The organism is Cupriavidus consociatus (assembly GCF_017814975.1).
GTDB lineage: Bacteria > Pseudomonadota > Gammaproteobacteria > Burkholderiales > Burkholderiaceae > Cupriavidus > Cupriavidus consociatus.
Genome location: NZ_JAGIQA010000004.1, coordinates 206,110 through 224,022, shown reverse-complemented (window position 1 = coordinate 224,022; position 17,913 = coordinate 206,110). Strand labels below are relative to the sequence as shown.

18 protein-coding genes are annotated in these 17,913 nt (G+C 68.0%); 14 read left to right on the top strand and 4 right to left on the bottom strand.

What is annotated here, in order from left to right:
- Positions 1–441: 441 nt before the first annotated feature.
- Complete coding sequence (locus tag J8I82_RS07715) at positions 442–1,821, top strand: MFS transporter (protein ID WP_209755971.1); 1,380 nt, start codon at positions 442–444, stop codon at positions 1,819–1,821.
- A gap of 4 nt (positions 1,822–1,825) precedes the next feature.
- Here J8I82_RS07715 and J8I82_RS07710 read toward each other — a convergent pair whose 3' ends face one another.
- The gene (locus J8I82_RS07710; protein WP_209755969.1) at positions 1,826–2,788 is read right to left on the bottom strand and encodes a LysR substrate-binding domain-containing protein; all 963 of its coding nucleotides are present in this window, start codon (positions 2,786–2,788) and stop codon (positions 1,826–1,828) included.
- A gap of 95 nt (positions 2,789–2,883) precedes the next feature.
- Between J8I82_RS07710 and pcaH the strand changes: the two genes are divergently transcribed.
- From pcaH to pcaDC, 4 genes are all read left to right on the top strand, one after another.
- The gene (gene pcaH / locus J8I82_RS07705; protein ID WP_209755967.1) at positions 2,884–3,585 is read left to right on the top strand and encodes a protocatechuate 3,4-dioxygenase subunit beta; all 702 of its coding nucleotides are present in this window, start codon (positions 2,884–2,886) and stop codon (positions 3,583–3,585) included.
- Between the two features lie 4 nt (positions 3,586–3,589).
- Entirely contained in the window at positions 3,590–4,159 is a 570-nt protein-coding gene (pcaG, locus tag J8I82_RS07700) for a protocatechuate 3,4-dioxygenase subunit alpha (protein WP_209755964.1), read from the top strand.
- Positions 4,160–4,253: 94 nt separating this feature from the next.
- A complete protein-coding gene (locus tag J8I82_RS07695; protein ID WP_209755962.1) occupies positions 4,254–5,642 on the top strand; it encodes a 3-carboxy-cis,cis-muconate cycloisomerase in 1,389 nt (462 codons plus the stop codon).
- Positions 5,643–5,670: 28 nt separating this feature from the next.
- A complete protein-coding gene (pcaDC, locus tag J8I82_RS07690; protein ID WP_209755960.1) occupies positions 5,671–6,855 on the top strand; it encodes a bifunctional 3-oxoadipate enol-lactonase/4-carboxymuconolactone decarboxylase PcaDC in 1,185 nt (394 codons plus the stop codon).
- A 4-nt stretch (positions 6,856–6,859) separates the two neighbouring features.
- On the opposite strand, the gene J8I82_RS07685 is transcribed toward pcaDC, so the two are convergent.
- Positions 6,860–7,747: a helix-turn-helix domain-containing protein gene (locus tag J8I82_RS07685; RefSeq protein WP_209755958.1), complete on the bottom strand. Its 888-nt coding sequence runs from the start codon at positions 7,745–7,747 to the stop codon at positions 6,860–6,862.
- A gap of 127 nt (positions 7,748–7,874) precedes the next feature.
- On the opposite strand from J8I82_RS07685, the gene pobA reads away from it, so the two are divergent.
- Entirely contained in the window at positions 7,875–9,044 is a 1,170-nt protein-coding gene (gene pobA / locus J8I82_RS07680) for a 4-hydroxybenzoate 3-monooxygenase (protein WP_209755956.1), read from the top strand.
- Positions 9,045–9,139: 95 nt separating this feature from the next.
- On the opposite strand, the gene J8I82_RS07675 is transcribed toward pobA, so the two are convergent.
- Entirely contained in the window at positions 9,140–10,054 is a 915-nt protein-coding gene (locus J8I82_RS07675; protein WP_209755954.1) for a sterol desaturase family protein, read from the bottom strand.
- A 251-nt stretch (positions 10,055–10,305) separates the two neighbouring features.
- Here J8I82_RS07675 and J8I82_RS07670 point away from each other — a divergent pair, with 251 nt between their 5' ends.
- From J8I82_RS07670 to J8I82_RS07650, 5 genes are all read left to right on the top strand, one after another.
- Positions 10,306–11,310: a hypothetical protein gene (locus J8I82_RS07670; RefSeq protein ID WP_245179520.1), complete on the top strand. Its 1,005-nt coding sequence runs from the start codon at positions 10,306–10,308 to the stop codon at positions 11,308–11,310.
- A 72-nt stretch (positions 11,311–11,382) separates the two neighbouring features.
- A complete protein-coding gene (locus J8I82_RS07665; RefSeq protein ID WP_209755953.1) occupies positions 11,383–11,685 on the top strand; it encodes an EF-hand domain-containing protein in 303 nt (100 codons plus the stop codon).
- A gap of 77 nt (positions 11,686–11,762) precedes the next feature.
- The gene (locus tag J8I82_RS07660; protein ID WP_209755951.1) at positions 11,763–12,476 is read left to right on the top strand and encodes a response regulator; all 714 of its coding nucleotides are present in this window, start codon (positions 11,763–11,765) and stop codon (positions 12,474–12,476) included.
- Positions 12,477–12,490: 14 nt separating this feature from the next.
- On the top strand, positions 12,491–13,843 hold the full coding sequence (locus tag J8I82_RS07655; RefSeq protein WP_209756201.1) for an ATP-binding protein: 1,353 nt from the start codon (positions 12,491–12,493) through the stop codon (positions 13,841–13,843).
- A 233-nt stretch (positions 13,844–14,076) separates the two neighbouring features.
- On the top strand, positions 14,077–14,841 hold the full coding sequence (locus tag J8I82_RS07650) for a DUF4410 domain-containing protein (RefSeq protein WP_209755949.1): 765 nt from the start codon (positions 14,077–14,079) through the stop codon (positions 14,839–14,841).
- 49 nt (positions 14,842–14,890) lie between these two features.
- Here J8I82_RS07650 and J8I82_RS07645 read toward each other — a convergent pair whose 3' ends face one another.
- The gene (locus tag J8I82_RS07645; RefSeq protein WP_209755947.1) at positions 14,891–15,352 is read right to left on the bottom strand and encodes a potassium channel family protein; all 462 of its coding nucleotides are present in this window, start codon (positions 15,350–15,352) and stop codon (positions 14,891–14,893) included.
- 195 nt (positions 15,353–15,547) lie between these two features.
- Here J8I82_RS07645 and J8I82_RS07640 point away from each other — a divergent pair, with 195 nt between their 5' ends.
- The 3 genes from J8I82_RS07640 to J8I82_RS07630 are packed head-to-tail and all read left to right on the top strand — an operon-like array spanning position 15,548 to position 17,896.
- The gene (locus tag J8I82_RS07640) at positions 15,548–16,534 is read left to right on the top strand and encodes a Bug family tripartite tricarboxylate transporter substrate binding protein (protein WP_209755944.1); all 987 of its coding nucleotides are present in this window, start codon (positions 15,548–15,550) and stop codon (positions 16,532–16,534) included.
- Entirely contained in the window at positions 16,527–17,432 is a 906-nt protein-coding gene (locus tag J8I82_RS07635) for a PhzF family phenazine biosynthesis protein (protein ID WP_209755942.1), read from the top strand. The genes J8I82_RS07640 and J8I82_RS07635 overlap by 8 nt, the downstream gene beginning before the upstream one ends.
- A complete protein-coding gene (locus J8I82_RS07630; protein ID WP_209755940.1) occupies positions 17,429–17,896 on the top strand; it encodes a RidA family protein in 468 nt (155 codons plus the stop codon). Before J8I82_RS07635 ends, J8I82_RS07630 begins: the two co-directional genes overlap by 4 nt.
- The last annotated feature ends 17 nt before the right edge of the window (positions 17,897–17,913 follow it).

The window sequence follows — 17,913 nt, the reverse complement described above, 5'->3', positions numbered from 1 at the left end:
GCGAGGCCATCTTTGAGGCGTTTGACCGGCGGATCGACCCATTGATTCCGGCCTGCTGCGAACGCCCGGCTGGTGAGCACTCTGGGATTTCCAGCGATTCTGGAATGTAAATTGAAGGTTGGCAGTTTTTATATGAAATTTCCTTATTCATATAAGCGAGCCATCTGTAAAATTTCACAGATCTGCGAATTTTTGGAAAAAAATATCATCAGACGCGTTGAAACTTGTTTATAGGACGGTTTAACTGGCAAACCATGGTGAATCCAGTCTCGTCGGGTCACGCATTTTTGCCGGGTTAACGCCAATTCTTGGCCCCGATGCCCGTTGCCTAAGATTCGTTCAAACAGAGAACGTGAGTTCGCTGTTAGAACAATATCGTAGCGCGCCGTACCGCCTGCTTGCGGGTGGCGCGCGCGATTGCCAAGGCAGACGGAGACAACAGTGCCCCAATCCCTCCAATCCAAGGCTGGCGTCGCGGACGTCCAGGCCCTGATCGACGGACAGCGATTCACTGGCTACCAGTGGCTCATCCTTGTGCTTTGCTTCCTGGTGGTCGCCGTCGACGGCTTCGATACCGCCGCCATCGGGTATATCGCGCCGGCGCTGGTGCAGGACTGGGGGATCGAGAAATCGGCCCTCGGCCCCGTCATGAGCGCGGCCCTGTTCGGCCTCGCCTTCGGCGCGATCGTTGCCGGCCCGCTGGCTGACCGCATCGGCCGCAAGAAGGTGCTGGTGCTGTCGGTCTTTTTCTTCGGCGCCTGCAGCCTGGCCACGGCCTTCGCGCCCACGCTGGGCTGGCTGACGGTGCTGCGCTTCCTGACCGGCCTGGGTTTGGGCGCCGCCATGCCAAATGCCGTGACGCTGACCGCCGAGTTCGCGCCGCAACGCCGCCGCGCCGTGCTGGTGAACACCATGTTCTGCGGCTTTCCGCTCGGCTCCGCCGCCGGCGGCTTTGTCGCCGCCGCGATGATCCCGCACTTCGGCTGGCACAGCGTGCTGCTGCTTGGCGGCATCGTGCCGCTTGCGCTCGCGCTGCTGCTGGTGGTGCTGCTGCCTGAGTCGGTGCGCTACATGGTGTTGCGCAACTATCCGGCCGACCAGATCCGCCAGCTGCTGCGGCGCGTGACCGGCGCGGACGTGGGTGAGGCGAACGCCTTCGTCATCGGCGAACAGGCGCCCGCGACCCGCTCCGCCGTCGGCACCGTGCTGGCACCCGGCTATCGCCTGGGTTCGGCGATGCTGTGGTGCACCTACTTCATGGGACTGGTCATCTTCTACCTGCTCACGAGCTGGATGCCCACGCTGATGAAGGACGCCGGCTTCTCGATCCAGCACGCGTCGTTCCTGACGGCGCTGTTCCCGCTCGGCGGCGGCATCGGCACCATCGCGGCCGGCTGGTTCATGGACCGCTTCAATCCGAACAAGGTGATTGCCGTCACCTACGCGGCCACCGGCGTGCTGATCTACGCCGTGGGGCACGGGACCGGCAGCCAGGTGCTGCTCGGCGTGCTGATCTTCCTCGCCGGCACTGCCATGAACGGGGCGCAGTCCTCGATGCCTTCGCTGGCCGCGGCGTTCTACCCGACGCAGGGCCGTGCCACCGGGGTGGCGTGGATGCTTGGCATCGGCCGCTTCGGCGGCATAGCCGGGGCCTTGCTCGGTGCCGAACTGCTGCGCCTGCATCTCGGCTTCGACACCATTTTTACGCTGCTCGCCGTGCCGGCATTCGTGGCCGCCGGTGCGCTGGTGGTCAAGCATTTCAGCGGCAGTCGCGCGCCGGGTGCCGACACCGCCGGCAGCGCAGGCGTGGCGGCTCACTGAACATTCACTGAGCGGCAAGCGGGCGGGCCGCGGCGCGGATGCAGTCCGCCAGCGCTTCGGCCATCGGGCTGAGCGTGCGGTCGCCGTGCCGTAGCAGCCCGATCGGCTCCTCCGTGCCCTGCGTATCGAGCGGCAGGAGGATCAGTTCATCCTCCGCCACCGCGCGCTGCGCGGCGGACAGCGGCGCTGCCCACACGCAGTCGCTGTTGCGGGCCAGCAGCCGTCCGAGGTAGGCATCCGACGTTTCCACGCATCCGCCCGGCAGGGGCAGGCCGTGGCGGGCGAGCAGGCTTTCGGTGTTGTGGCGGGGGATCGAGCCCGCGGCGGGAATCACCAGCGGCCACGCCAGCACGTCAAGCAAGGTTGGCCGCCGCGATACGGCTATGGCGGCAAGAGGATGCCCGGGGCGCACCGCCAGTGCCAGCGAGTCCGGGCCCAGTGATTCGAACCACAGGCTTTCCATGGCAACCGGGTCATCCATCCGGCCAATGACAAGATCCAGCACATCGGCCTTGAGCTGGTCGATCAGGCTGCGGTTCATGCCAGTCTGCACGGCAAGCCCGACCTCGGGGTGCGCGGCGCGAAATCGCAGCAAGGCATCGGTCAGCACCGCCGGCACGACGCTGGGCAGGGCGCCCAGCCGGATGCGCTCCTGTGGCTGCGCCTGCTCGCCGGCCATGCTGTCGGCCGCCGCATCGATATCCGCAAGGATGCGCAGGGCGTGGCGCAGGAAGCGCGTGCCGGCGGTGGTCAGTTCGGTGCCCGCGCGCTGGCGCACCAGCAGGCGTGTGCCGGTCAGTTCCTCGAGCTCGCTCAGGGTCTTGGACACGGCTGGCTGCGTCAGCCCCAGGCGGTCGGCGGCGCGGCCCAGGTGCTGGGTCTGCGACACCGCCACGAAGCAATAGAGATGCCGCAGCCGCACGCGGTTGCGGAAGATTTCGAGCGCGGGCGGGGCGGGGGCTTTCATGCTGAAAAGTTATCGTAATTCTTGAAAATCTCAATTTACATGACTTTCTGTGTTGCTTAAAGTCAATGCCATGCCAACGACAAGGAGACTGCGCAATGACCCGCCCTGCCCAGTATCGCCGTCCCTACTGGGACACCCAGCCCGAATACCGCTTCGACCCGTACGCTTCCACGCAGAAGCGCTCGCCCGGCCAGCCGCTGATTGCGCTGCCGCAGTCGCTGTCCGAAGTGACCGGTCCCACCTTCGGCGCCGAGTTCGTCCGCGAAGGCGATAACGACCTCACCGTCGGCAACGGCGGCGAGCCCATCGGCGAGCGCATCCTCGTGACCGGCCGCGTGCTGGACGAGAATGGCCGGCCGGTGCCGAACGCGCTGATCGAGGTATGGCAGGCCAACGCCGCCGGCCGCTACGTGCACAAGCGCGACCAGCATGACGCGCCGCTGGACCCGCATTTCTCCGGCGAGGGCCGCACCGTCACCGACGCCAGCGGTCACTACCGGTTCAAGACCATCAGGCCCGGCGCCTATCCCTGGCGCAACCACCACAATGCCTGGCGGCCGCAGCATATCCACTTCTCGCTGTTCGGCAACGCCTACGCCACGCGGCTGGTGACGCAGATGTACTTCCCCGGCGATCCGCTGCTGCCGTTCGACCCGATCTTCAACTGCGTGCCGGACGAGAAGGCGCGTGACCGGCTCATCGCCAGCCTCGACTGGGAGACCACCCAGCCCGAATACGCGCTCGGCTACCGTTTCGATATCGTGCTGCGTGGCCGCGATGCCACGCCGATGGAGTAAGACCATGCTTTACGCCACCGCATCCCAGACCGTCGGTCCTTATCTCCACATCGGCCTGAGCGGGCTGAACTGCGCCGACCTGACCGCCAGCGCACCGGCACTGGCCGGCCAGCGCATCGTGATCGAAGGCCGCGTCACCGACGGCAACGGCGAGCCCGTGCCGGACGGCATGGTCGAGATCTGGCAGGCCAATCCCGCCGGCCGCTACCGCCACGCCGAAGACACGCGCGAGCTGCCGCTGGTGCCCGGCTTTACCGGTTTCGGCCGCGTGCCGACCGAGGCTGACGGGTCGTTCCGCTTCGTCACTGTCAAGCCGGGCGCCGTGCCCGGTGCCGACGGCCGGCCGCAGGCGCCGCACATCATGGTGTCGGTGTTCATGCGCGGGCTGGTCAAGCACGTTGCCACGCGCATGTACTTCCCGAACGAGGCCGCGGCCAATGGCGCCGATCCGGTGCTGGCGCTGGTGCCGGCCGAGCGGCGCGGCACGCTGGTCGGCAACGATGCCGGCAACGGCACGCTGCGCTGGGACATCGTGCTGCAAGGCCCGGACGAGACTGTGTTCTTCGATATCTGACACGCCGCGCCGGCGGCCGGGGAATCGCCCGGGCCGCCGGCGGCAGACGCATAATCAGGCGGTCGTCATCGCCACGACCCCTCCGATCGCCCCCATGCCAACCGTCACGCGTCTTACCGATCCCATGTTCGGCAGCCCCGCGGTGCTGGACATTTTCTCAGACCCCGGCACCGTGCAACGCATGCTTGCCGTCGAGGCCGCGCTCGCGCGCGCCGAAGCGCAATGCGGCGTGATCCCGGCCGCCGCCGCGAGAGTCATCACCGAAGTCTGCCGCGACGTCGGCGCCATCGACCGCGATGCGCTGGCACAGGCCGCGGTCGCCGCCGGCAATTTCGCCATTCCCTTCGTCAGGCAACTGACCGCCGCCGTGGCTGCGCGCGATGCCGATGCGGCGCGCTTCGTACACTGGGGCGCTACCAGCCAGGACATCATCGACACTGCGCTGGTCCTCCAGCTAGGCGACGCGCTGCGTGTGCTCGATACCGGTCTGATACGCCTGGGTGAAGCCTGCGCCGCGCTGGCCACCGCGCATCGCGCCACGCCGATGGTGGCGCGCACCTGGCTGCAGCATGCACTGCCGACCACCTTTGGCTGCAAGGCCGCCGGCTGGCTCGACGCGCTGCGCCGCGACCTCGTCCGCCTTGACGCGGCGCGCGCGCAGGCCCACGCGCTGCAGTTCGGCGGCGCCGCGGGCACGCTCGCCAGCCTCGGCGACGCCGCGCCCAACGTAGCCGCTGCACTGGCCCGCGAACTGGGCCTGGCCGTACCCGTGCTGCCGTGGCATGCGCATCGTGACCGCGTGGTCGAAGTTGCCACCACGCTTGGCATGCTGACCGGCACGCTCGGCAAGATGGCCCGCGACATCTCGCTGCTGATGCAGACCGAGGTGGCGGAAGTGGCCGAGCCCGCCGGGCCCGGCCGCGGCGGTTCCAGCACGATGCCGCACAAGCGCAATCCGGTCGGCTGCGCGGCGGTGCTGACGGCATCGGTGCGCGTGCCGCCGCTGGTGGCCACCATGCTGTCAGGCATGGTGCAGGAACACGAGCGCGCGCTTGGCGGCTGGCAGGCGGAATGGGACACGCTGCCGCAGATCGTCACGCTGGCCGCGGGCGCGCTGCGCCAGATGGGCGAGGTGGTGGCAGGGCTGCAGGTCGATGCGGCACGCATGCGTGCCAACCTCGATCTCACGCATGGGCTGATTCTCGGCGAGGCCGCGATGCTGGAGCTCGGCGGCAGGATCGGCCGGCTGCAGGCGCACCACGTGGTGGAGCGCGCCTCGCGGCGTGCCGTGGCCGATGGCACCAGCCTGCGCGATGCGCTGGCCCGCACGCTGCAGGAGGAGCCTGCCCATGCGGGCCTGCTCGACGATGCCATGCTCGACCGCCTCGCCAATCCCGCCAACTACGCGGGCCAGTCAGCGGCCTTTGCGGACGCTGCCGTGCAGGCGTGGCAATCCGCGCTGGCCGGACGTGCCACACGCTGACTGGCCTGAAGATTCTCAGGAGACTGCATTGCCCTATCTCGATCACGCTGGTGCCCGGCTTTTCTACACCGTCGACGGCCCCGAGTCCGCACCGGCCATCGTTTTCTCCAACTCGCTCGGCACCGACCACACCATGTGGGAGCCGCAGGCCGCCGTGCTGGCCGGGCGCTTTCGCGTGGTGCGCTATGACACGCGCGGGCACGGCCTGTCGACCGCACCCGGCGATGCCTTCACGGTTGAACAGCTCGGTCAGGATGTGATCGCTATCCTGGACGCATTGGGGATCGGGCAGGCCGTGTTCTGTGGCCTGTCGATGGGCGGCCTGACAGGGATGTGGCTGGGCATCCATGTGCCCGAGCGCTTCTCCCGCATCGTGCTGGCCAATACCGCCGCAAAGATCGGCAACGCGCAGGGATGGAACACCCGCATCGACACCATCCTGCGCGACGGCATGGGCGTGATGGTCGCGCCTTCGGTCGAGCGCTGGTTTACCCCCGGGTTTGCCGCCACGGCAGACCGCGCGCTGGACGGCCTGCGCAGCGTGCTGGCAGGGCTCGATCCTCGCGGCTATGCGGCCAACTGCGCGGCGGTGCGCGACGCCGACTTCCGCGAGACAGTGTCGTCGATTACGGTGCCGGTGCTGGTCATTGCCGGGCGCCACGACCCATCGACCACGGCGCAGGAGGGCCGCGCGCTGGCCGATGCGATTCCCGGCGCGCGATTTATCGAATTGCCTGCCGCGCATATCTCCAGCTTCGAGCAGCCGGGCCGCTTCACCGCCGCACTGGTCGATTTCGTGCGCGGACGCCTGCCCGTGACCGACGACCACGCTCGCTACGACGCCGGCCTCTCCGTGCGGCGCGAGGTGCTCGGCAGCGCCCACGTCGATCGTTCGCTGGCGCGGCTGACGCCGCTCAACGAAGAATTCCAGAACCTGATCACGCGCTATGCCTGGGGCGAGATCTGGACGCGCGAGGGCTTGCCGCGCCATACGCGCAGCCTGCTGACCATCGCCATGATGGTGGCGCTGAACCGCTCGGAAGAACTGAAGCTGCATCTGCGCGCAGCCGCCAACAACGGCGTGACGCGCGACGAGATCAAGGAAGTGCTGTTGCAGACGGCGATCTATTGCGGTGTGCCGGCGGCGAATTCGGCCTTCCACATGGCTGAGGAAATCTTTGCCGCGATGGACCAGATAGACAAGCCAGCCTGATCAGTCAGCGTACCGCGAACGCCGGGAGCCGCGCCCGCCCGGATTGCCGGAACTCCGTGGGCGCCTGCCCCACCTGCCGTGCGAAGAAGCGCGAGAAATACGCTGCATCGGAAAACCCGAGCGACAGCGCGATGTGCTTGATTTCCAGGTCGCTGAAGAGCAGGTCGCGCTGCGCCTCGGCGAGCACGCGCGCGTGGAGCATCTGCAGCGCGGACTGGCCTGAGGCCTGGCGGCACACGCGGTTGAGCTGCGTGGGCGTGATACCGATTGCGCCGGCGTAGTGGCCGATCTCCTTCTGCTCGCGGTAGTCCGATTCCAGCAGTTGCTGGAAGTGCTGGAAGTGCCGCGCGGGGCGGCTGCTGCTGCGCGCGGCCGGCGGCTGCGAGGCATTGGCCAGCCGCGCAATGCCGATCAGCACCAGCGTCAGCAGCGCTGACAGCGAAGCCCCGCGCCAGGCGGACACGGCTTCCATCTCCCCACGAAACAGCGCCAGCGCATCCGCCAGCGCGTGACCGCGCCGCACGCGGTCGTGCCGCGGGTGATCGAACAGCGGCAGCGCATCCGGCACACCCGCCAGCAGCGTGCGCAGGTGGCTGTCGGTCATGGTGACAACCATGCCGTCAGTGTCCGGCGTAAACACGAAGCCGTGGATGTGCCGTGGCGGCATCGTCACCAGCGAACCGCCGCGCAACGGCTCGCGGCGCTCTTCGAGCAGGGCTTCGCCGCCACCCGCATGGATGTACAGAATTTGCAGGAAGCGCTCATGCCGGTGGGGCTTGATCTCCCACCCGTGCAGCCGGCTGCGTGCGGCAATGGACTCGAAATGCAGCTGGTCGGACAGCGGCTCGGACGAATTCACGCCGTACAGGGAATAGGTCGGGACAGGTTTCACAGGGGGCGTCGGTGTTTACCAGCAATGTTCCGATTGTCCTGTCATCGGTTCGGTCTGTCCATTCCATAGCGGACCTCCGGCGACTATCGTTAGCGCCGGTAGATCGCTATCCACAAGGAGACAAGACATGCGCACCCAGGTTGCCATCATCGGCGCCGGCCCCGCCGGCCTGTTGCTCGGGCAGTTGCTCGCCAAGGCGGGCATCGACAACGTTATCGTCGAGCAACGCAGTCCCGAATACGTGCTGGGGCGGATCCGCGCCGGCATCCTCGAAAGCGTGACCGTCGATGCGCTGGAACGCGCCGGCGTGGCGGCGCGGCTGCATGAGGAAGGGCTGGTGCACGACGGCATCGAGCTGTCGTTCGATGGCCAGCGGCATCGCATCGACCTGCACGCGCTGGTCGGCCGCAGCGTGACCGTCTACGGCCAGACCGAGGTCACGCGCGACCTGATGGCGGCACGGCAGGAAGCGGGCATCACCACGGTCTATGAGGCGCAGGATGTCAGCCTCCATGACTTCGATGGCGCGAGGCCGGTGGTCCGCTATCGCAAGGATGGCGTGGCGCACGAGCTCCACTGCGACTACATCGCCGGCTGCGACGGCTTTCATGGCGTCAGCCGCCAGAGCGTGCCGCAAACCGCCACGCAGTTGTTCGAGCGCGTCTATCCGTTCGGCTGGCTTGGCATTCTCTCGGACACACCGCCGCTGGCCGACGAACTGATCTATGCCAGTCACGAACGCGGCTTTGCGCTATGCAGCATGCGCTCGCGTACGCGTAGCCGCTACTACGTGCAGGTGCCATCCAGCGAGCGCGTGGAGGACTGGTCCGATGACCGCTTCTGGGACGAACTGCGCCGCCGTCTCGATCCGTGGTCGGTGCAGTCGCTGGTGACGGGTCCGAGCATCGAGAAGAGCATCGCGCCATTGCGCAGCTTTGTGTGCGAGCCGATGCGCTTCGGCAACCTGTTCCTGGCTGGCGATGCCGCGCATATCGTCCCGCCTACCGGCGCCAAGGGGCTGAACCTCGCGGCCAGCGACGTGCTGACCCTGGCCGACGGGCTGATCGCCGCCTACCGGCATGACGACAAGCGCGAACTGGATGCCTATTCGGCGCGCTGCCTGCGCCGCATCTGGAAGGCCGAGCGCTTTTCATGGTGGCTGACTTCGCTGATGCATCGCTTCCCGGATGCGGATCCGTTTGCGCTGCGCATGCAGCGCGCCGAGCTCGATTACCTGGTGGGTTCGGAAGCGGCGTGCCGGGTGCTGGCGGAGAATTATGTGGGGTTGCCTTACTGAATGAACGCAAGCCGGCGGCGCGCGGGTGTTGCGTTGCCAGCAGCAGGAAAAAGCGCGGCCTTTGCCGCGCTTTCCAATCCTGCATCTCGCAGGTATTACCTGACTTGCACCGCCACCGCACGTTCAGCCTGCGCCTGCAGCTGCAGACTCTCCGTGGTTTCCCCTGACCCATCCGGCGTCCAACCCGGGGGCATCACCAGATAGCCAATCGCATTCAGCAGGCTGCCGGCGTTGATCATGTCCTTGCCCAGGCCGATCCAGTGTTCGAACTGGTTGACCAACGGGTTGCGCGTGGTGGTCGGGTGGACCAGGCCGTAGCGGCACGGTTCGTCTTCACGCTCTTCCACATAGGTGCCGAACAGGCGGTCGAAGATGATCAGCACGCCGCCGAAGTTGGCATCGAGGTAGTCGATGTTCGAGGCATGGTGCACGCGGTGCGCCGACGGGGTGTTGAACACGTATTCGAGCCAGCCCAGCTTGGGAATCCACGTGGTGTGCAGCCAGAACTGGTACAGCAGGTTCAGGCTCACCGTGGCCAGCACCACTTCGGGACGAACGCCCAGGAAGACCAGCGGCGCGAAGAAGATGGCGGTGCCGGTGATCTTGCCGGTCCAGCCCAGGCGATAGGCGGTACCCAGCGTCAACTCGTTCGGGGAGTGGTGCACGGCATGCGTCGCCCAGAAGAAGCGGATGCGGTGCGACGCGCGGTGGTACCAGTAGTAGCAGAATTCTTGTCCGAGGAAGAGCAGCAGCACGGCCAGCGCGCTGTCGATCTCGACCGTGAAGATACGGTGTTGCCAGGCAAACGCGAACACCGGCGTGGCCAGCGACAGCGGCAGCAGCGCCAGCAGCTTGCGGCCGACCAGGTCGGCCAGCGAAAGGGCGACTTCATGCCAGGGATAGGCCTTGCCTTGACGGTTCGCCTTGCGTGCCAGCACGAAGGCTTCGACCAGCGAGACCGCCACGATAAACGCCGTGACGTAGAGGGTGAATTTTCCGAGGTTGTGCATGTCGGGTCCAGTGCGGTGAGGTGGGACGCTTGGCTTGCCGGGTTGCTGCTTGCTGCGTCGGTGAGGCCAATGTAGTGGCCGGGCCCGTGCGGCGCCATCCATCAATTATTTCGCCGTATGTCATGCCCGGCGGGCCGCGGGCGGTGTAACACCGCGACATTTTTCCACCGCGAAAAGCCGCCGTGCCTTTCCTATAGTTCGACCGTCGCCGCGACACGTTGCGCGGCATCACCGAACCAGAAGGAACTGCCATGACGAAACGCCCTGCCAATACCGAAAGCTCCCAGCGCCCGAAGCGCGGATTGCGCCTGCCCCGCCTGCTCGGCATCGCCGGCGGCGCGCTGGTGATCCTGGCGAGTACGCCCGCCTTTGCCGCATTCGGCGGACACAGCACGGCCTATACGCCGCGCGGCACGTTCAACAGCGGGCATTTTGGCGCCTGCGGTGGCGGCAGCTGCTCGCACGCCGGCGGCATCGAGGGCCCGCATGGCGGCCTGGCCACCAACACCGGCACCGTCACCCGCACCGCGCCGGGCCAGTTCAGCAACAGCGGCACCGCCGTCGGGCCGAACGGGCGCTCGGTGCAGCACGACGGCAGCACCAGTTGCGCCAGCGGCACCTGTTCGCACAGCGGCGACCTGACCGGCCCCAACGGCCAGACCGCCACGACTTCCGGGAGCGTGACCCGCGATGGCGTGGGCCAGTACTCGTCGTCGGGCACCGTCACTGGCGCAAACGGCAATACCTACGGGCACGCCGCTTCGACCAGCTGCGCCGGCTCGACCTGCTACCGCTCCGGCACCGCGACCGGTGCGCAGGGCGGCACTGTCACACACTCGGGCAGCGCCACCAGCGTGGCGCCCGGGGTGGTGACCGCCGGCGGCAGCACTACCGTGGTCCACGGCGCGGCGGTTACAACGGGCGGCACTACCGTCACCACGGTCGGAACCGTCGGTACGGTGGCAGCCGTCGGTACGGTGGGTACGACGGTGGCCGTCAGCACGCCGCCGGTGGTGGTCACGCCGCCGCCCCCGCCGCCGGCGCCTGTCTACGTGCCGGCCCCGGCGCCCGCCACGGTGTACGTGCCGCCGCCTGCCAAGGTCGTGGTTGCCCCGCCGCCGGTCCGCGTCGTGGTCGCCGCACCGGTGCCGCGCACGGTCTATGTCGCGCCGCGCGCGGTCTACGTCGCCCGTCCGGCAGTCATGATCCCCGGCCACTGGGCCGGCGGCGTGTGGGTACCCGCCCACGTGGTCTGAGCGCGATGAGGCTTTCGCGTCGATTTCCCCTTACCAATTGCCGGCAAGGCCGGCTGTCCCACGGAGTCCATCATGAAGAAGATGATTGCAGTGCTTATGTTGTGTATTGTTTCTGCAGGCGCCTATGCACAAAGTGCCGAGATGCCGGCAGCGGCGGGTGCCGGTGGTGCGCGGGCCGAGCGTGCGCTGCAGCAGTTGCAGGAGCGTTTCGCCAGCGCGAACACCACGCGGGACGGCAAGCTGACCCGCGAGCAGGCGCAGGCCGGCATGCCGATGGTCGCGAGCCACTTCGACCAGATCGACACGCAGCGGCTGGGCTACGTGACACTGCCGCAGATCGAGGCGTTCATGAAGCAGAGGATGCAGTCGCGCTGAAGCCATGCGCTGAAGCCTGGCGCCGAAGTTGGGACAGCAAGCCGGCGCCGGCACGCCGGCGTCGCCGGAGACCCGTGATGGAACAGGTGAACAGGATTGTCGTGCTCGACGATGAAGCCGAGCTGCGCAACATGCTGCAACGCTTCCTGACCGGGCACGGCTTCCGCGTGCGCGCGGTGGCGGACGGCAAGCAGCTCGACAAGTACCTGCAGCGCGAGCCGCACGACCTGCTGGTGCTCGATCTGATGATGGAGCCCGAGGACGGCCTCACCATCTGCAAGCGCCTGCGGGCCGAGGGTCATACGCTGCCGATCCTGATGCTGACCGCCAAGGGCGACCCGATGGACCGCGTCGCCGGCCTGGAAACGGGCGCCGATGACTACCTCGCCAAGCCCTTCGTGCCGGATGAGCTGGTGGCGCGCATCCGCGCGCTGCTGCGCCGGCAGAAGATGTCGGCCGGCGATCCCACCGTGACCACGCAGAGGCTGCGTTTCGGCGACTTCACCTTCGATGTCGGCAAGCAGACGCTGCTGCGCGGCAGCGAGCCGGTCGAAGTGCATTCGGCGCAGATGCTGCTGCTGCACGCGCTGGGATCGTCGCCGAACCGCGCGGTCAGCCGCGAGAACCTGCTTGCGCGGGCGCGCGGGCGCGACCATGACGCGCTCGATCGCAGCATCGACGTGCAGATCCTGCGGCTGCGCCAGATCGTCGAAGACGACCCGTCCAAGCCGCGCTTTATCAAGACCGTGTGGGGCGTCGGCTACATGCTGGTCGCCGGCGTGGATTCGTGACCCGCTCGTCGCCCATGCTCAGGCGCCTGCTGCCGCGCTCGCTGCTGGCGCGCAATATCGCGCTGCTGGTGGCGCTGGTGGCTATCACCCAGGCGTGTTCGCTGACGGTGCTGATGCACTACGTGCAGCGCCCGCGCATCGAGCGCGCCGCCATCGTCTTCGCCGATTACGTGCGCACCCTCGACCGCGTGGTGGCGGCGCTGCCGCTTGATCCCGGCGGCGTCGCGGCCACGCGCATAGGCGCGCAGGCGCAGGAACCCGCGCACGCCGCCGAGAAGCCGGCGCCAGACCTGCATCACCTGCTGCGCAGCTGGCAGCGCGACGTCTTCATGGAAGCCCTGCGCCGCCACCTTCCCGCCGACATGCCGGTGCGATGGCAGACCGGCGAGGCCGAGCAACTCTGGATCCGCATGCATGTGGGCGGCGCGCCGCGCTGGATCGGCCTGCCGATCAACGAGGACGTGCGCGCCGGCGGCATCACCACGGCGCTGGCGCTGTCGACCGCGCTGGCGCTGCTGGCGGCGCTGACCGGCTATCTGATCCAGCGCCATCTGAACCGGCCGCTGCAGGACCTGGCGCATGCCGCGCAGGACCTGGCGCATGCCGCGCAGGACATCTGCGCGGGTTCGACACCGCCGCCGCTGCCGACCGACGGCCCGACCGAGATCGCCCAGGTCAGCAGCGCCTTCAACCAGATGACGCAGGCATTGCAGCAGGCAGAGCAGACGCGCGCGCTGATGCTGGCGGGTGTCTCGCACGACATCCGCACGCCGCTGACCAAATTGCGCCTGGCCATGGCCATGTCGATTCCGCGCGGCGCCGACGACGCTTTCGTGGCTTCGGCCGAGGGCTACCTGGACCACATCGAGACCATCCTGCAGCAGTTTATGGACTACGCCGGCAGCGGCGAGAAAGAGCAGCCGCAGCCCGGCGACGTCAACGCGCTGGTATCGCAGCTCGCCGCCGACTTCGCTGGCCTGGGCCATGAGTTCGAGCTGTCGCTGGCGGAGTTGCCGCCGGTTCCCTATCGCCCGGTCAGCCTGATGCGGCTGCTGATGAACCTGATGCAGAACGCTGTCGTCTACGGCAAGTCGGGCTTCAGCGTGCGCACGTGGCGCGATGCCGCGTGCGCTTACGTGGCCGTGGGCGACCGTGGCACCGGCATCTCCGCGCACGAGCTGGAGCAGCTCAAGGCGCCCTTCAGCCGGGGCGCCAACGCGCGCGGCCACGCGGGCGGCACAGGGCTCGGGCTGGCCATCGTCGAGCGCATTGCGCGGCTGCACGGCGGCTCTCTGCAGTTCCGCCCGCGCGATGGCGGCGGGCTTGAGGCGGTAGTGGCGCTGCCGCTGCAGGCACCTGCGGCGTAGCGCCGCGCCTCCTCGTCCCCCCGGCGCCGTGACATGGCGCGAAATAATTCCCGCATGGCGCTGCGCGCGGGTTTTTCCCATACTTCCGTCACCGCAACGCCACGCACGGAAACACCGAAGCAGGCAGCGCGGCAAGAAGCTCCCGATGGTTTGCGATCCCCCCTGGTGCAACGATGTCGGCGACAGCTTTCCACTACCGACCGGCAACGACCTGCCAATCCAAAGGAACCCATATGCACAACGCTCTCCAGACCATCGCCAAGCAAACCAAGCGCCTGACCATCGCCGCACTTGCCGCCACCGCCATGCTGGGTGCCGGCTACGCCAACGCTGGTGTCACCGGCATCAACCAGATGGGCCTGACGCAGGCGGTGCACGCCGACGTGATCTACGTCCACGCGTTCGACGCCGATGCCGGGCAGGTAAAGCTTGACGGCGGCCTGGCGCAGAAGGTCAGGATGATGGCAGCTGGCGGCTCGTCGGCCAGCGCGCAGGACCAGACCGCTGCCGAAGCGCGTGAGCAGGTCGCCAACGAGATCGTGCGCGAACTGCGCGGCATGGGCCTGAACGCAGTGCGTTCCGATGCGCCGGCGCCGGCTGGTGCCAACGCGCTGATCGTCGAGGGCGATTTCCGCAAGATCGACGAAGGCAGCGGCCGCCGCCGCCTGCTGATCGGCCTGGGTGCGGGCAAGAGCGAGGTTGGCGCCGACGTGCGCATCTCGTACAAGCCTGCCAACGGCGCTCCGATCCCGCTGCAGAGCTTTGTTGCCAACGCAGATTCTGGCCATGTCCCCGGCGTGGCGGAAACCGCCGGCATCGGTGCCGCGGCCGGGCATGTGGCGATGGCGGCAGCCGGTGGCGCCGGCGTGCACGGCGCCACGGAAATGACGCGAGATTCGATTTCCGCCGATGCCACGCGCCTGGGCAATTCGATCGCCACGCAGGTTGCTGCCGCGAGCACCGAAGAAGGCTGGCTGACCGCCTCGGCGGCTCGCTAAGCGGCGGGCGCGTGAGGCGGGACGGATCGCGCCGCGCCGCTTTCGACCATCAAGCCCGGGCCCCGCCTTGCGCGGGGCCTTCGCTTTCCCGGTGGCGCAGCACGTTGGTCATCACCCTGGAAAAGAACGCGAAGTACAAGCCGGTCGACAGCCCGCACATCAGGATGCCGGTCAGCGCTTCCACGCTGCCCACCAGGCGCCATGGTTGCGGCAGCACCACGTCGCCATAACCGGTGGTGGTGTAGGTCACGGCGCTGAAGTAGAGCGCCGTAAGCACATCCGGCATCCCGGTGCGCCAGTAGTAGAACAGGCCCCATGCCACGATCTGCAACAGGTGCAGCAGGATCGTGCACGCCGCCAGGCTGATCAGCGCGTGCGTGGCGCGCCAGAAGTACCGCGGACCCGGCGGGATCCGCCATTTGAGCCAGTGAAACGCAGCCATGATGCCGATCGCGTGGATCGATACGCAAAGCGCCATCAAGAGGAATGCGAAGAGAGCCTTGGTCAGCATGGTTGTGCCTGTTGTTGTCGCGCGGCCCCATGCTACTCCAGCGGGGCGGCTGCATGTTTGGGCAACCTGATGGAGCAGGATGACGAGGCGCCAATTGCGCTGGTCCGATTTCGGATCAAGGCCTGTCGCCTGCCGGTTTGGCCGCAGGGTGCGCCATCCCTAGACTCAAGGCGTTCGAGTCAAGGAGAACGCCCCATGGCAACCTTGCCACCCTTCCTTCCCAATCTACCCGCCTGCATGCTCGGGATCCTTTGTCTGGCCCCGGCCGGCGCTGTCGTCGCACAGGGCTGGCCCACCAGGCCGGTCACGCTGGTGGTGCCGTTTCCGGCCGGCGGCGGCACCGACCTGCTGGTTCGCACCATCCAGCCCAAGCTGCAGGCGGCGCTCGGCCAGCCCGTGGTGATCGACAACCGCAGCGGCGCGGGGGGCACCATCGGCTCGACCTTCGTGGCGCGTGCCGCGCCGGACGGTTACGTGGTCGGCGTGGCGACTACCAGTACGCATGCGGTCAGCGCCAGCGTCTATCCCAGGCTGCCGTACAGGCCGGCCACCGACTTTGCCTACGCCGGCTTTATCGGCACGTCGCCTTATGTGCTTGCGGCCAATCGCGCGCTGCAGGCACCCGACGTGAAGACGCTGCTCGACCGGTTGCGCCACGCCAAGCTTGCGCAGCACAGCTTTGCCTCGGTCGGCGTGGGCACGGTATCGCACCTGATCGGTGTGCAATTCCAGGCCTGGTCCAGGGTGCCGCTGACGCATGTGCCGTATCGCGGCGCGGCGCCCGCCTATACCGACCTCATCGGTGGCCAGGTACAGCTGATGTTCGACAACCCCGCGGGACTTGTGCCGTACCTCCGCGCCGGCAAGCTGGTCGCCGTCGCGACGACCGCGCCGACGCCACTGCTGCCCGACGTGCCGACCTTCGCCAGCCAGGGCGTGCCGGGCTTTGCGCAGCAGCTCTGGTATGGACTGGCATTTCCGCGCGGGACGCCGGCGCCGGTGGTCGCGCGCCTGAACCAGGCGCTCAACCAGGTGCTGGCGGACAAGGACACCATCCGCGAACTCGCCGACAAGGGCGTGACGGCGCGCCCGGGCACACCTGCCGAGATGCTCGGCGCCGTGCAGCACGACTTGTCTTACTGGGGCGAGATTGCCCGGTCCGTGGGAGCGACGATTGAATAAGCCACAGCAACCCAGCGCGCCCGCGCGCGGCCGCGTAGCGCTGATCGACGTCTTTGTGCGTGGCCCCGGCGGCGGCAACCCGGTACCGCTGGTGGCCGATGCGCACGGCATGTCCGAATCCGACATGCAGCAAGTTGCTGCACTCCACGGGCATGAATCCGCCTTTGTGCTGCCGCCGTCGGCCGATGGGGCGGACCTGCGCCTGCGCTTCTTTGTGCCGCGCCACGAGATGGAGATGTGCGGCCATGCCACGGTAGGCGCGTTGTGGGCGCTGCGCCAATGGGGCCGCTGGACCACGCGGGCCGCGCGCGTCGAGACGCTGAGCGGCATCGTGACGGCGCGCTGGGACGACGCGGCGCAGCGGGTGTGGATTTCGCAACCGCCGGTGCAGGCGAGCGCGCTGGGTGCGGCACAGCGCCAAGCGGTTGCCGCGGTGCTGGGCCTGCCCGGCGATGGCGCCGGCCATGCCATGACCAATGCCTGCACCAGCCGCGTCAAGACACTGGTGGCGATGCCGGATGCAGCGGCGCTGGCCGCACTGCAGCCTGACTTCACACGGATGGCGGAGCTGTGCGATGCGATCGGGTCCACCGGACTGTACCCGTACGCGGATGCGGCAACCGACGACCCGGCAGCCCCGCCGGCCACGCGGGTGGTGCATGCGCGGCAATTTCCGCGGTCTTCCGGCTATCCGGAGGACGCCGCCACCGGCATTGCCGCCGCGGCGCTGTGGGGACACCTTGCCGGCAACGCCCGGGGTGTCGCGCCAGTGCTCGCGGTACGGCAGGGCGAAACCATGGGCCGCCCCTCGGAAATCGTGGTGGCACCGCGCACGGCGGCCGACGGCGCGGCGCAGGGGTGCTGGCTCAGCGGCGCGGTCCAATGGAGCCAGTCATGAGCGCCACAACGCCGGAAGCCCGGCTCGCGGCCGCGGGCTTTGCGCTGCCGAACGCGCCCGTCCCGCGCGGCAGCTACGCGCCGGCCTGCGTGATCGGCGGCCGCGTCAGCATCAGCGGCCAGACGCCGCGGCGTGCCGGCATCGCCATGGCCGGCTGCTGCGCCACCGAAGCCGATATCCCGGCGGCTTCCCTTGCAGCCGAGGTGGCGATGCTGAACGCGCTGGCCGCGCTGCGCGCAGCCGCCGGTGGCGAACTGGCGGCGGTGCGGCAGGTCACGCGGCTGCGCGGGTTCGTGCGCGCGCATGGCGATTTCACCCGGCACTCGCTGGTGGTGGACAGCGCCTCGGCGTTGCTGGCACTGGCGTTCCCCGATCAGGCGTTGCCGGCCCGCACCGCGGTGGGCGTGGCAAGCCTGCCGGACCGTGCCTGGATCGAGATCGAACTGGAGGCCTGCCTGGCGTGAATGGCAGGTAATGACCC